The following is a 12,572-nucleotide window of genomic DNA, read 5'->3' on the forward strand; positions in this document are numbered from 1 at the left end:
TGGGCGGACGACACCGCGGGCCACCCCGACCAGGCCGGTCCGCGATGTGCAGGGCATCGCGACGGTGGTGGAGGGGTCGATGACTCAGGGGGCCGGTCAGGAGCCCGTGGTACGCACGGCGACATTGCGTGACTTCCGCGTACCGCCGTACGCGCGCGTGCCCGTACAGAGCCATGCCGTCGAACAGTCGGACCCGGAGCGGACGCCCGCGCCGGCGGAGCACGTACGCTCCGAACACCCGGCCCCGACGCCGCAGACCGGTCCGGAACAGCACACCGCCCCGGCTCCCGCCGTCCGGCCGGTCGTCGGCGAGTCGCTGCCCCCCGTGCCCCCCGTCGCGCCCTCCCCGGTCGAGGCCGTGCCGGTGCAGGCCCCGGTGCCGGTGCGCCCCCCGGCGGCCGAGGCCGTACCGCAGGCGTCCGTATCGCAGACGCCTCCGCCCCCGCCGCAGGCGCCCGCGCCCATGCCCGCCGAGCCGACGCTCCACCTCGGGCACCGCGCCGCCGCGCCCGCGTACCCCGCCGCCTCCGGCCACCCCGGGAACGCGTTCCCCGAGGGCGAGGTGCCCGAGGGGTACACGCCGACCGAGCGCGACCTGCCCGTCATCAACCGCGGCGACACCGTCCAGGTGAAGGTCTCCCCCGTGCCCGCCCCCGCGGGCGAGGTCCCGTCCGGCGACGGCCCCGGCCCCCTCTACGTCGTCGGGGACGTCCACGGCTACCTCGACGAACTCCTCGCGGCCCTCCGCGCCCAGGGCCTCGTCGACGAGAACGGCGGCTGGTCCGCGGGCAACGCCCGCCTCTGGTTCCTCGGCGACTTCACCGACCGCGGGCCCGACGGCATCGGCGTGATCGACCTGGTCATGCGGCTCTCCGCCGAGGCCGCCGCCGCCGGCGGCTACTGCAAGGCCCTCATGGGCAACCACGAGCTGCTGCTCATCGGCGCCAAGCGCTTCGGCGACACCCCGGTCAACTCCGGCGCGGGCACCGCCACCTTCCAGGCCGCCTGGCTGCTCAACGGCGGCCAGAAGCAGGACATGGACCGGCTCCAGGACGTCCACCTCCAGTGGATGTCCCGGCTCGACGCCGTGGTGCGGGAGGACGACCACCTCCTCGTCCACTCGGACACCACCGCGTACCTCGAATACGGCGAGACCATCGAGGACGTCAACGACACGGTCCACGAGATCCTCACCCGGAACGACGCGGACGAGGTCTGGGACGTGTTCCGGAAGTTCACCAAGCGCTTCGCGTTCCGTGACGACGGGGGGCCGCAGGCCGTCCAGGAGCTGCTCTCCACCTACGGCGGCAGCCGGATCGTGCACGGCCACAGCCCGATCCCGTACCTCCTCGGCCAGGTCGGCACGGAGGACGGCGAGGACGGCGGCGGCCCGGTCGTCGACGGGCCGCACGTGTACGCCGACGGGCTCGCGATCGCCATGGACGGCGGAGTGACCATGGCCGGAAAGCTGCTGGTCGTCCAACTCCCGCTGAACGACAGGGCGAACGCCTGACGCATCACCCTGCGCATCCGTGGAGGGCGATTTCCGGAAACACCCTGTCAGCCCGTGGCGTCGCCGCAATACCATCGGGTGCATCCGTAGCAGGCTCTCCTCCGTTTCCGCCCGCCCGGCCGCCTTTCCGCGGCCGTCACGGGCCTACGGAGCATCGGGGGATGCACATGAACGTGGCTCCGCACCTGCTGACCGAGGACCGCGCCGAGTACGAGCGGGTCCTCGACGACGCACTGGACACCGCCCACGCACGTCCGGAACTCGCCGGGGTGGGCACCCGGCTCACGGTCGCGCAACTCCGCGCGATGACCCTGAACGCGACGGCGCTCGTCACCTCCGCGGCCGCGAGCGAGTACGACCACTTCGTGAAGGTCCGCGAGCAGAACCGCACGGCCGTCGGGACCCGCGCCCCGGTCCCGTACGACCTCCCCGGCCCCGGCGCGGGCGTCGTCGCGATCGTCACCGTCATGGTCCCCGTCCTCGCGGGCGCCGCCTCCGTCATCTTCCTGCTGGTCGGCGCGGTGGTGCACGCCCTCGCCCCCACCGTGGCGTTCGGCGCGACCCTGCTCACGGCCGGCCTGGTCTTCGGCTCCCTCGCCGCCGCCGGGCTGCTCTGCGCGGCCGCCGGGCTCCTCGTCACGGCCCTGCGCAACAGCCCGGCCGAGGTGAGCACGGGCGGCCCGCCCGCCGCCCCGGACGACGAACTCTCCCGCGCCCGCGAGGCCTGGCGCCTCGCCCTCCTCGAACGCGGCATCCTCCCCTTCCTCCGCGACGCCCTCGCCGCCACGAACCCTTCCGATCCCTGACGGAAGGCCCCCGGAACGACGGAGCCGGCCTGTCGGCTACAGGTCGGGCAGCCGTTCGCCGGCCGCGGGAGACCGTCCCTCCTCCAGCCAGTGGAGGTAGATCCGCACATCCGTCGCCAGGCGTCCCGCGAGGTAGGACGCGTAGTCCCGGACGGCGGCGGCCACACCCTGCCGGGCCCAGTCGACCTCGTCCCAGTCGTGGGCGGACAGGTACTCCGTGATCCGGCCGCGGTCGCGCCACCACTCCCGCACCGCGTCCGGCGTCCACCGCGCGTCGCCGTCGCAGCCGTACCCGAGAAGGGGATCGCGGTCGGCGGCTTCGACCAGCCGTGCCGTCTCCGCCGGCGTCCCGGGCTGACGGTAGACGTACTCGGTCAGGTACGCGCCGCCGTAGAGGACGTGCCGGGGCGCGGAGTCCCGGCCCGTCCGGCACGTGTCGGTCCCGCCGCCGTAGAAGGGCCCCGGCACGTTGAGCCAGAGCCAGTCCTCCCAGTCGCCCCGGAATGCCTCGCGGTCCTCGCCGAGGCCGGCGACGGGGTCGTAGTAGAGCGCCATCGGCCGAGCATAGAAGCCCCGCTTGATCGCGCCGACGGGATCCGGATGTCCGGAACGCCGTTCCGGGAAGCCCCTCGCCCTTCCCGGAACGACGCGCCCGAAGGACCCGGCGTCAGTCCGCCAGCGGCAGGTAGACCCGGTTGCCGCTCGCCGCGAACTCCTTCGACTTCTCCGCCATGCCGGCCTCGATCTCCTGCTCCGTGCCGCCGTGTTCGCGGCGGATGTCCTGGGAGATCTTCATCGAGCAGAACTTCGGACCGCACATCGAGCAGAAGTGCGCGGTCTTCGCGGGCTCCGCCGGGAGCGTCTCGTCGTGGAACTCGCGGGCGGTGTCCGGGTCGAGGGCCAGGTTGAACTGGTCCTCCCAGCGGAACTCGAAGCGCGCGTCCGAGAGCGCGTCGTCCCACTCCTGGGCACCCGGGTGGCCCTTGGCGAGGTCCGCCGCGTGGGCCGCGATCTTGTAGGTGATGACGCCGGTCTTCACGTCGTCGCGGTTGGGCAGGCCCAGGTGCTCCTTGGGCGTCACGTAGCAGAGCATCGCCGTGCCCCACCAGGCGATCATCGCCGCGCCGATGCCCGAGGTGATGTGGTCGTACGCGGGCGCGACGTCCGTGGTCAGCGGGCCGAGCGTGTAGAACGGCGCCTCCTCGCAGATCTCCTGCTGGAGGTCGATGTTCTCCTTGATCTTGTGCATCGGGACGTGCCCGGGGCCCTCGATCATCGTCTGGACGTGGTGCCGCTTGGCGATCGTGTTGAGCTCGCCGAGCGTCTTCAACTCCGCGAACTGCGCCGCGTCGTTGGCGTCCGCGATCGAGCCGGGCCGCAGGCCGTCGCCGAGCGAGTACGTGACGTCGTACGCCGCCAGGATCTCGCAGAGCTCCTCGAAGTGCGTGTAGAGGAAGTTCTCCTTGTGGTGCGCGAGGCACCAGGCGGCCATGATCGAGCCGCCGCGCGAGACGATGCCGGTCTTGCGGCGCGCGGTGAGCGGCACGTACGGCAGGAGCACGCCGGCGTGCACCGTCATGTAGTCGACGCCCTGCTCGGCCTGTTCGATCACCGTGTCCTTGTAGATCTCCCAGCTCAGCTCCTCGGCCCTGCCGTCGACCTTCTCCAGGGCCTGGTAGAGCGGGACGGTGCCGATCGGCACGGGGGAGTTGCGCAGCACCCACTCGCGGGTGGTGTGGATGTTGCGGCCGGTGGACAGGTCCATGACCGTGTCGGCGCCCCACTTGGTCGCCCAGGTCATCTTCTCCACCTCCTCCTCGATGGAGGAGGTGACGGCGGAGTTGCCGATGTTGGCGTTGACCTTCACCAGGAACCGCTTGCCGATGATCATCGGCTCGATCTCCGGGTGGTTGACGTTCGCCGGGAGCACGGCCCGGCCCGCCGCGATCTCCTCGCGCACGACCTCGGGGGAGACGTTCTCGCGGATCGCGACGTACTCCATCTCCGGCGTGATCTCGCCACGGCGGGCGTACGCGAGCTGCGTCACCGCCTGGCCGGAGCGGCCCCGGCGCGGCAGCCGGGGGCGGCCGGGGAAGACGGCGTCGAGGTTCTTGAGGCCGCCGCCGCGCGGCGAGGTGTGCTTGATGCCGTCGTCCTCGGGGCGGACCGGGCGGCCCGCGTACTCCTCGGTGTCGCCGCGCGCGATGATCCAGTTCTCGCGCAGCGGCGGCAGGCCCCGCCGCACGTCGGTGTCGACGGTGGGGTCGGTGTACGGGCCGGACGTGTCGTACAGCGTGACGTCCTTGCCGTTGGTGAGGTGCACCTGACGGACCGGCACCCGCAGGTCGGGGCGCGATCCCTGGACGTATCCCTTGTGCCAGCCCGGCGTGCGGCCTTCCTGGCTGGTGGCAGGCGTGCGTGCATCCTGAATGGTCATGAGACCGATCTCCCTACGCCGGCATTACCCGGTAACAGGTTCGGCGGTCGGCGCAGCCTCCTCCCGTACGTACATCGGTACGCGCGTACGGTGATCAGCGCCCTCTCAGCCCGGTGCTCCGAGCTCCCGCGTGTGCAAAGGTGTCACCACGCTAGCGTCATCCCGGGCGTGCTGAACAGTGGGCCCCCGCCGTTCTTGCGATGATCGGTCGGTGACTTCCCCCCAGCAGCCCCCCGAGCCCCACGACCACTCCCACGGTCCGGGCCCCTCCCACGGCCATGGATCCGGGCATGGACACAGCCACGCGCACGGGCCCGCCGCGCCCGTGTCCCGACACCTCCGCAAGGTCATCGCCGCCGTCCTGGTCCCCTTCGCCACCGCCGTCCTGGTCGGTCTCGCGGTCCTGTGGCCCGGCGGCGCCCCGCCGCACGAGCGCACCGGCGTCGGCTTCGACCGGCAGACCGAGCAGGGCAGGGTCGTCTCCGTCGAGCAGGTCGACTGCAAGGCCGTGAACGCGGGTCAGGTCCCGCCGACCGGCGACACCTCCACCCCGGAGGGGCGCGAGGCGGTCGAGGCCCAGCAGGGGGAGTGCAAGCGGGCGAAGGTCGAGGTCACCACCGGTCCGAACAAGGGGCGCGAGTTCACCGAGATCGTGCAGCCGGGCGCCCCGCGCCAACTGGAGGAGGGTCAGGGCGTGGTGGTGGCGTACGCCCCCGACGCCCCGTACGACCTGCAGTATTCGGTGACGGACGTGAACCGCAAGGTGCCGTTGGCGGTGCTCGCCGGCATCTTCGCCCTCGCGGTCGTGGCGGTCGGGCGGATGCGGGGGCTGATGGCCCTGGTCGCGCTCGCCGTGAGTTTCCTGGTGCTGATGTTCTTCATCCTGCCCGCGATCCTGCAGGGGTCGAATCCGCTGGTGGTGGCGGTGGTCGGATCGAGCGCGATCATGCTGATCGCGCTCTATATGTGCCACGGCCTCTCGGCCCGCACCTCGGTCGCGGTGCTGGGCACGCTGATCTCGCTGCTGCTCATCGGACTGCTCGGCTCGCTCTTCATCGGCTGGGCCTCGCTCAGCGGCAACACCGACGACAACACCGGCCTGATCAAGGGGCTCTATCCGGACATCGACATGTCCGGCCTCCTGCTGGCCAGTGTGATCATCGGTTCGCTCGGTGTGCTCGACGACGTGACGGTCACCCAGACCTCGGCCGTCTGGGAGCTGCACCAGGCCGATCCGGGCATGGGACCGCGCGGCCTGTATCGGGCGGGGATCCGGATCGGCCGCGACCACATCGCCTCGGTCGTGAACACGCTGGTGCTCGCCTACGCGGGCGCCGCCCTGCCGCTGCTGCTGCTCTTCTCCATCGCGCAGAGCAGCATGGGGACGGTGGCCAACAGCGAGCTGGTGGCCGAGGAGATCGTCCGGACGCTGGTCGGGTCGATCGGTCTGGTGGCGTCCGTCCCGGTCACCACGGCGCTCGCGGCGCTCGTGGTCTCCGCCGACCGCGCGGAGGGCACCGACCGCCCGGGGACCGGCGGCCGGAAGCCCTCACCGGCGCGGGGCGGACGCCGCCGACGCGCCAAGTGACGCGCACGCACCGGGTGGTACGTCCGGTCCGTCGGCGCGCCGGCTCGGGGGGTCGGCCACGCGGAAGGGTCCGGATCGGTACGGGTCGGTGACGGTGTGCTCGTCTCAGGCCGGGCCGGCGTTCTCCTCGGCGAGGATCCGGCCCAGCGCCGCCTCCAGGTTGTCCTCGAAGTCGCCGAGTGTCCGTTCCTGACCGAGCGGAACCAGCTTGTCCGTACGGTCGAGGAAGGCGACGAGCGGCGGCGCGCTGGCCCGGAACAGGGCGCGGTCACCGCCGACCTGGAGCCGGATGGAGACGTCCGAGAGCCGCTCGGGCTCGGTCGGGGCGATGTGCACATCGCCGTCCCCGCTCGGCCGGTTGATCCCGTCGAGCAGCAGTTCACGGCCGAAGGCCCAGGTCACGGGTGCGTCCCCGGGGAGGTGGAACGTCATCCGCACCGCATAGGGATCCCGGGTCTCATACCGCAGTTCGACCGGGATCTTGAAGGAGAGCTCCTCGGAGACGAGGAAGCTCATCAGGACCTCGGCCTGAACCGACTCTCGCATCATGTACCCCGCAGTAGATGAAGCAGTTGTGTAAACACAGCTGCTGAAAGCTGTGACCGAAACGGCCAGGAATGATCCCCCGTGGCCCTCTTGACGCAATCGTGCTGTAAGCACTAGCAGATCACAAGGAGTGATTTTTCAGATACTGATAGAGAACGCGAGCGACCCGAAGAGCCTTCCGATCTCGGTGCGTAGTCGCTCGACTGCTGGGAGCAACCGTTCTTGCTGGTGGAGGGGGAGGGAAATCGCCATTGCGGCCGCCGCGGAGCCCACGGTGAGGGGGATTGCGGCGCAGACCGTGCCGAGCGCATATTCCTGACGCTCCACCAGGGGTTCCATTCTCCCCAAACCGCCCAAACGATCCAAAAGCGCACTTCGGTTACTCACCGTGTACGGGGTGATGGATTCCACCGGGTGGCGGTCAAGGTGGTCTTGACGAGTTCCCGGATCAAGTTGGCTCAAGATGCACTGCCCGATCGCATGAGCGTGCGCCGTCTCGCGGAAATCGGCCCATTCCTCCACTGCGGGGGCGGAGGGGGTGTCGGCGACGGCGACGAGCTCGACCTCTCCCTCGCGGTAGACGGCGAAGTAGATCGGGACGCCGATCTCGTCCCGCCAGCGGGCGAGAGAGTTTTCGATCTTGATGCGACGATTCTGCACAGCCGCGCCGCCGGCCAGCCTGACGGCGGCGTCCCCCAGGACGAACACGCCCTTCTCGCGGAGCAGATAGCCCTCGTGCGTCAGGGTGCGGAGCAGGTGGTACGTGGTGGGCAGCGGAAGGCCGGTCTCACGGGCGAGCTGTTTCGCCGGGGCGCCGTCCGGGTGGGAGGCGACCGCCTCCAGGAGTCTCAGCGCGCGTTGCACCGAGCCGATCAGGGTAGGAGCGGTCGTCTGCGAAGCCATGGCCAAAGGTCACCCCCAGGCGTGACGACGGATGCGTCGCACCCGCCCGCGGGGGCCGCCCCCGCGCCCGCCGGGCCTGGGAAACCGCTGGTCAGTAAGGAGGTCTACGCCTGTAGTCCCCATCGCGGCGGAGAGATTCCACTGTAGTGGCAGCCCTTGGGCCCCCACCCCGTTTAGCCCGGCCCGTTCCCCCGCCCGGGCTAACACTCCCCCGTGCCGCCATACCGATGAGTAGCTTGTGCTACCAGTCCTCGCGCGACCGGCCGGAGGAGCTGAACTTCCGTACGACGTAGATCAGTCCGGCGACGAGGGCCACGAAGAGCAGCACCTTGAAGAGGAGACCGATCACGAAGGTCAGGACGCTGGTGATCAGTCCGCCGAAGACGAGCAGGGCGAGGGCGGGTATGGCGACCCACTTCACCCACCAGGGCATTCCCGCGAGCATCTCCTGTACGGCCATCGTCCTACCTCGCTTCCGAAGGTCCGTCCCGCGCACTCCGCGCCGAACACCCTCAAGGCTAGGCGTCCGAAGGGACCGCGGGGGGCCGCGGGGCCCCCGCTCTCCCCTGATCCGACCCCTAGGGGGATGGGGGCCGCCGCCCGGATGCGGGGCGGGGTTCTGGGGGGTGGCCGGGCCTTCCGGGGTGAGAGGCCGAGGGCCTGGAAGTGCGGGGCCCGGGTACTCCGGGGGCCCGGGTGCTGAGGTCGACCCGGACCTTCGGGGGCTTGAGGGCCGGGGCCCCGGGGTCAGCTCGGTCCTGCGGGGTCCTGGGGTCGGCCGGTCCTCCGGGGGCTGGGTTCCAGGGGTTTGAGGTCGGCCTGGCCCTCCAGGGGCTCGGGGCCGGAGTACTGAGGTCGCCCCGATCCTCCAGGGGCTTGGGGCCGGAGTACTGAGGTCGCCCCGATCCTCCAGGGGCTTGGGGCCGGAGTACTGAGGTCGCCCCGATCCTCTGGGGACTTGAGGGCCGGGCCCCCGAGGCCAGCTCGGCCCTGCGGGGTTCCTGGGCGGCTGGCCCTCCACAGCATGGGCCCTGGGGGTCTGGGGTCAGCTCGATCCCTCGGAGCCCTGGGGACGGCCCGGAACTCCCGAGCCCGGGCCCAAAACCTTGCGGTCGGTCCGGCACCCCAGGGTGCTGGAGCCCCGGGGCCCGCTCGACCTTCCGTGCCCCCCGCCTCCCGCTCAGCCCTCCGGAGGCGAGAAGACCACCATGACCCGCAGGTCCTCGCTGATGTGGTGGAACTTGTGCTCCACCCCGGCCGGCACGTAGACCACGCTGCCGCGCGCCACCTGGGTCGTCTCCGTCCCGACCGTGATCGCCGCCCGGCCGCTCACCACGAAGTACACCTCGTCCTGCCCGTGCGGCCGCTGCGGGTCGAGCTCCCCCGCGTCGAGCGCGTACAGGCCGACCGACATGTTCCGCTCCCGCAGGAACTGGAGGTACGCGCCCTTGTTCGCGGCACGCTCCGCCTCCAGCTCGTCCAGCCGGAATGCCTTCATCGCCCGTCAGCCCCTGCCCTCGGCCCGATCACGTCTGCCACGATCAGACACATGATGAATTTCGTAGTCAAGACGCTCGCGAACGCGGGCGCCCTGGGAGTCGCCATCTGGCTGCTCCAGGACATCACCCTCACCGGCGAGAGCACCGGCAAGAAGGTCCTGACCCTCATTCTCGTCGCACTGGTCTTCGGGCTGGTGAACTTCTTGGTGAAGCCGGTCGTCCAGCTGTTCACACTTCCGCTCTTCGTCCTGACGCTCGGCCTGTTCACCCTCGTGGTGAACGCCCTGATGCTGCTCCTCACCTCCTGGCTGGCCGACAAGCTCGACCTCAGCTTCCACGTGGAGGGCTTCTGGACCGCGGTCCTGGGCGGCCTGATCATCTCCGTCGTCTCGTGGGCACTGAACGTCGTGCTCCCCGACCAGGACTGAGCGGGCACCGTGACGCACCAGGAACACACCTCAGGACCCGGCCCCAAGGCCGCCGCGCTCGGCGACGGGACCCGCGCGGTGCGGGCCGGACTGCCCGAACCGGTGAAGTACGAGCCAACCCTCCCGGGCCCGGTCTTCGCCGCGCACTTCCACCTGCCGGGCGAGCCGACCGGCCCGTACACCTACGGCCGTGACGAGAACCCCACCTGGACCCATCTGGAGCGGGCGATCGGCGAGCTGGAGGCGCCGGGGGAGGAGGGCGTCGAGACGCTGGTCTTCGCCTCCGGCATGGCCGCGATCTCCGCCGTCCTGCTCTCCCAGCTGAAGTCCGGCGACGCCGTGGTGCTCCCGGCCGACGGCTACCAGGCGCTCCCCCTGCTCCACGAGCAGCTGCGGGCGTACGGGATCGAGGTCCGCACCGCCCCGACCGGGGGCGACGGCCAGCTCGCCGTCCTCGAAGGGGCCCGGCTGCTGTGGATCGAAACCCCGTCCAACCCCGGACTCGACGTCTGCGACATCCGCCGCCTGGTCCACGAGGCCCACGCCGCGGGCGCGCTCGTCGCCGTCGACAACACCCTGGCCACCCCCCTCGGCCAGCGGCCCCTGGAGCTGGGCGCGGACTTCTCCGTCGCCAGCGACACCAAGGGCATGACCGGGCACGGCGACGTCCTGCTCGGCCACGTGAGCTGCCGCGATCCCGAGCGGGCGGCGGAGGTCCGGCGCTGGCGCAAGATCGTCGGCGCCATTCCCGGCCCCATGGAGGCCTGGCTCGCGCACCGCTCGCTCGCCACGCTCCACCTGAGGATCGACCGCCAGTGCTCGACCGCGCTGGAACTGGCGCGGACGCTCGCCGGGCGGGCGGACGTCACCGGGCTGCGCTACCCGGGCCTTCCCGACGACCCCTCGCACGCGGTGGCCGCCCGGCAGATGCGGCGCTTCGGACCGGTGGTCTCCTTCGAGCTGGCGGACCGGAAGCGGGCCGAGCGGTTCCTGGAGGAGCTGCGGCTCGTGGACGACGCCACCAGCTTCGGCGGGGTGCGCTCCACGGCGGAGCGGCGCAGGCGCTGGGGCGGGGACGCGGTCGCGGAGGGCTTCATCCGCTTCTCCGTCGGCGCCGAGGACCCCGAGGACCTGATCGCCGACGTGCTGCGCGCCCTCGACGAGGCCGGTTCGGCCGGCTGAGCAGCGGGTACGGTTCTCCCGCGTGGAGCGGGGCGCTCCGAGCCTCCCCCCTCGTGGCTCGGAACGCCCTCGGTTCCACGTGCGGAAACCGTCTGCACAAGGCTAGTTGACCGAGCGTCAGTGTCCAATCACGGTAGCGACAGAGACCTATCGACTTATTTATAGTTGGACGGTCCTGAGGCGCTGTCAGCCGACCGCCTGAGTCGAACGGCCGCACGGCCGGGAGGGGGCGGACGTGGATCTTGCCCTGCTGCGGACGTTCGTCACGGTGCACCGGGCCGGCTCCTTCACCCGGGCCGCGGCCCTCCTGGGCCTCTCCCAGCCCGCGGTCACCAGCCAGATCCGGACGCTCGAACGGCAGTTGGGCCGACCCCTCTTCCTGCGACGGGCGCGCGGCGTCACCCCGACCACCATCGGCGACGAGCTGGCGCACCGCGCCGCCCCGCACCTGGACGCCCTCGTCGAGATCACCGAGACCGGGCTCGACGAGGAGAGCGGCGTCCGGACCCTCCACGTCGCCGGTCCCCCGGAGTTCACCGCGCTCCGTGTCCTGCCCGCTCTCACCCCGCTGGTCGGCCGGGGCCTCGCCGTGCGGACCTCCTTCCCCGTCACCACGGAGGAGACCCTCGACGGGCTCGCCGCCGGTCACCACGACCTCGCCATCACCACCGCCCGCCCGCGCGGCGGCCTGCTCGTCTCCACCCCGCTCTGCGACGAGGAGCACGTCCTGGTCGCGGCGCCGCGCTGGGCGGCCCGGCTCTCCCCCGAGGTGCTCCTGAGCAAGGGCGCCGTGGTCCTGGAGCAGCTTCCGGTGGTCGAGGTGCACGAGTCGCTGCCCTTCGTGTCCCGCTACTGGGCGAGCGTCTTCGAGACCAGGCCGGCCGCCGCCGCCACCGTGATCGCCCCCGACCTGCGGGCCGTGCGGGACTCCGCCGCCTCCGGATCCGGGCTCGCCGTCCTGCCGCGCTACCTGTGCGAGGAGGCCCTGGAGCAGGGACGGCTCGTGGCGCTCCTCGATCCCCCGGTGCCCCCGCTGCGAACCTACTTCCTGGTCGTACGGACGGGAACGCTCGCGCTCGCGCACCTCGCCCGCGCGCACGAGGCGCTGCTGAACGCCGCCGGGGACTGGTGAGCCCCCACCGGGACCGGCGCGTTTCAGCCCCCTCCGAACGGGCCATTTTCTTCACATGACCGAACGGCCCGTGATCAAGCGCACCGCACGCGCCATCCTGCTCGACGGGGACGACCTCATCCTCATCAAGCGGACCAAGCCGGGGATGGATCCCTACTGGCTCACGCCCGGCGGCGGCGTGGAGCCCACCGACTCCACCGTCGTCGAGGCCCTGCACCGCGAGGTGCTCGAAGAGCTGGGCGCCAAGATCACCGACGTGGTGCCCTGTTTCGTCGACACCGTCGAACACATCGTCGACGGCGGGATCTCCGGAGTGAAGGTCCAGCACTTCTTCGTGTGCCGGCTCGGCTCCATGGACACCTCCCTGCGGCACGGACCCGAGATCGAGGAGCCCGTCGGCGAGTACGAGATCGTCCGGGTGCCCTTCACCCGGGTCGGCATCGCGGCCGTGCACCTCGTCCCGCTCTCCCTGCGCCACTACCTCGACGGCAACATCGAGGGAGTCCGCGCGATGCACGCCCCGGACCTGGGCTGACGG

General features: G+C 71.3%; 13 protein-coding genes and 1 riboswitch. Of the genes, 7 read left to right on the forward strand and 6 right to left on the reverse strand.

The window, feature by feature from the left end:
- Positions 1-79: 79 nt before the first annotated feature.
- The gene (locus ACIQD7_RS21595) at positions 80-1,513 is read left to right on the forward strand and encodes a metallophosphoesterase (RefSeq protein ID WP_402443500.1); all 1,434 of its coding nucleotides are present in this window, start codon (positions 80-82) and stop codon (positions 1,511-1,513) included.
- 161 nt (positions 1,514-1,674) lie between these two features.
- Complete coding sequence (locus ACIQD7_RS21600) at positions 1,675-2,319, forward strand: hypothetical protein (RefSeq protein ID WP_383411202.1); 645 nt, start codon at positions 1,675-1,677, stop codon at positions 2,317-2,319.
- Between the two features lie 36 nt (positions 2,320-2,355).
- Here ACIQD7_RS21600 and ACIQD7_RS21605 read toward each other — a convergent pair whose 3' ends face one another.
- On the reverse strand, positions 2,356-2,874 hold the full coding sequence (locus ACIQD7_RS21605) for a ferredoxin (RefSeq protein ID WP_402443502.1): 519 nt from the start codon (positions 2,872-2,874) through the stop codon (positions 2,356-2,358).
- 112 nt (positions 2,875-2,986) lie between these two features.
- Positions 2,987-4,756, reverse strand: a complete 1,770-nt coding sequence (thiC, locus tag ACIQD7_RS21610) for a phosphomethylpyrimidine synthase ThiC (protein ID WP_161372673.1) — start codon at positions 4,754-4,756, stop codon at positions 2,987-2,989.
- Positions 4,750-4,896, reverse strand: a riboswitch (TPP riboswitch). It overlaps the preceding gene by 7 nt.
- Positions 4,897-4,967: 71 nt before the next feature.
- On the opposite strand from thiC, the gene ACIQD7_RS21615 reads away from it, so the two are divergent.
- Positions 4,968-6,344, forward strand: a complete 1,377-nt coding sequence (locus ACIQD7_RS21615; RefSeq protein ID WP_402443504.1) for a YibE/F family protein — start codon at positions 4,968-4,970, stop codon at positions 6,342-6,344.
- Between the two features lie 105 nt (positions 6,345-6,449).
- Here the strand turns inward: ACIQD7_RS21615 and ACIQD7_RS21620 are convergent, their stop codons facing one another.
- The 4 genes from ACIQD7_RS21620 to ACIQD7_RS21635 all read right to left on the reverse strand — a co-directional run bounded on the left by ACIQD7_RS21620 (position 6,450) and on the right by ACIQD7_RS21635 (position 9,291).
- Positions 6,450-6,890, reverse strand: coding sequence for an SsgA family sporulation/cell division regulator (locus ACIQD7_RS21620; RefSeq protein WP_030206856.1), 441 nt, complete (start codon positions 6,888-6,890; stop codon positions 6,450-6,452).
- 138 nt (positions 6,891-7,028) lie between these two features.
- The gene (locus tag ACIQD7_RS21625) at positions 7,029-7,793 is read right to left on the reverse strand and encodes an IclR family transcriptional regulator (RefSeq protein ID WP_161372675.1); all 765 of its coding nucleotides are present in this window, start codon (positions 7,791-7,793) and stop codon (positions 7,029-7,031) included.
- A 241-nt stretch (positions 7,794-8,034) separates the two neighbouring features.
- The gene (locus tag ACIQD7_RS21630; RefSeq protein ID WP_351970601.1) at positions 8,035-8,253 is read right to left on the reverse strand and encodes a DUF5326 family protein; all 219 of its coding nucleotides are present in this window, start codon (positions 8,251-8,253) and stop codon (positions 8,035-8,037) included.
- Between the two features lie 720 nt (positions 8,254-8,973).
- Positions 8,974-9,291 (reverse strand): cupin domain-containing protein, encoded by a 318-nt coding sequence (locus ACIQD7_RS21635; protein ID WP_121830674.1) that lies wholly within the window; start codon positions 9,289-9,291, stop codon positions 8,974-8,976.
- Between the two features lie 51 nt (positions 9,292-9,342).
- Here ACIQD7_RS21635 and ACIQD7_RS21640 point away from each other — a divergent pair, with 51 nt between their 5' ends.
- From ACIQD7_RS21640 to ACIQD7_RS21655, 4 genes are all read left to right on the forward strand, one after another.
- Positions 9,343-9,720, forward strand: coding sequence for a phage holin family protein (locus ACIQD7_RS21640; RefSeq protein WP_121830675.1), 378 nt, complete (start codon positions 9,343-9,345; stop codon positions 9,718-9,720).
- A gap of 9 nt (positions 9,721-9,729) precedes the next feature.
- On the forward strand, positions 9,730-10,902 hold the full coding sequence (locus ACIQD7_RS21645) for a cystathionine gamma-lyase (RefSeq protein WP_402443509.1): 1,173 nt from the start codon (positions 9,730-9,732) through the stop codon (positions 10,900-10,902).
- A gap of 235 nt (positions 10,903-11,137) precedes the next feature.
- Positions 11,138-12,034: a LysR family transcriptional regulator gene (locus ACIQD7_RS21650; protein ID WP_402443511.1), complete on the forward strand. Its 897-nt coding sequence runs from the start codon at positions 11,138-11,140 to the stop codon at positions 12,032-12,034.
- Positions 12,035-12,089: 55 nt separating this feature from the next.
- On the forward strand, positions 12,090-12,569 hold the full coding sequence (locus ACIQD7_RS21655; protein ID WP_030206841.1) for an NUDIX domain-containing protein: 480 nt from the start codon (positions 12,090-12,092) through the stop codon (positions 12,567-12,569).
- The last annotated feature ends 3 nt before the right edge of the window (positions 12,570-12,572 follow it).

It is taken from the genome of Streptomyces sp. NPDC093071 (genome assembly GCF_044754545.1).
Lineage (GTDB): Bacteria > Actinomycetota > Actinomycetes > Streptomycetales > Streptomycetaceae > Streptomyces.

Coding starts and splice junctions, on each gene's coding strand:
- thiC (WP_161372673.1), bottom strand. CDS start 4,756: ATGACCATTCAGGATGCACGCACGCCTGCCACCAGCCAGGAAGGCCGC.
- ACIQD7_RS21635 (WP_121830674.1), bottom strand. CDS start 9,291: ATGAAGGCATTCCGGCTGGACGAGCTGGAGGCGGAGCGTGCCGCGAAC.
- ACIQD7_RS21595 (WP_402443500.1), top strand. CDS start 80: ATGACTCAGGGGGCCGGTCAGGAGCCCGTGGTACGCACGGCGACATTG.
- ACIQD7_RS21625 (WP_161372675.1), bottom strand. CDS start 7,793: ATGGCTTCGCAGACGACCGCTCCTACCCTGATCGGCTCGGTGCAACGC.
- ACIQD7_RS21600 (WP_383411202.1), top strand. CDS start 1,675: ATGCACATGAACGTGGCTCCGCACCTGCTGACCGAGGACCGCGCCGAG.
- ACIQD7_RS21655 (WP_030206841.1), top strand. CDS start 12,090: ATGACCGAACGGCCCGTGATCAAGCGCACCGCACGCGCCATCCTGCTC.
- ACIQD7_RS21630 (WP_351970601.1), bottom strand. CDS start 8,253: ATGGCCGTACAGGAGATGCTCGCGGGAATGCCCTGGTGGGTGAAGTGG.
- ACIQD7_RS21640 (WP_121830675.1), top strand. CDS start 9,343: ATGATGAATTTCGTAGTCAAGACGCTCGCGAACGCGGGCGCCCTGGGA.
- ACIQD7_RS21605 (WP_402443502.1), bottom strand. CDS start 2,874: ATGGCGCTCTACTACGACCCCGTCGCCGGCCTCGGCGAGGACCGCGAG.
- ACIQD7_RS21620 (WP_030206856.1), bottom strand. CDS start 6,890: ATGCGAGAGTCGGTTCAGGCCGAGGTCCTGATGAGCTTCCTCGTCTCC.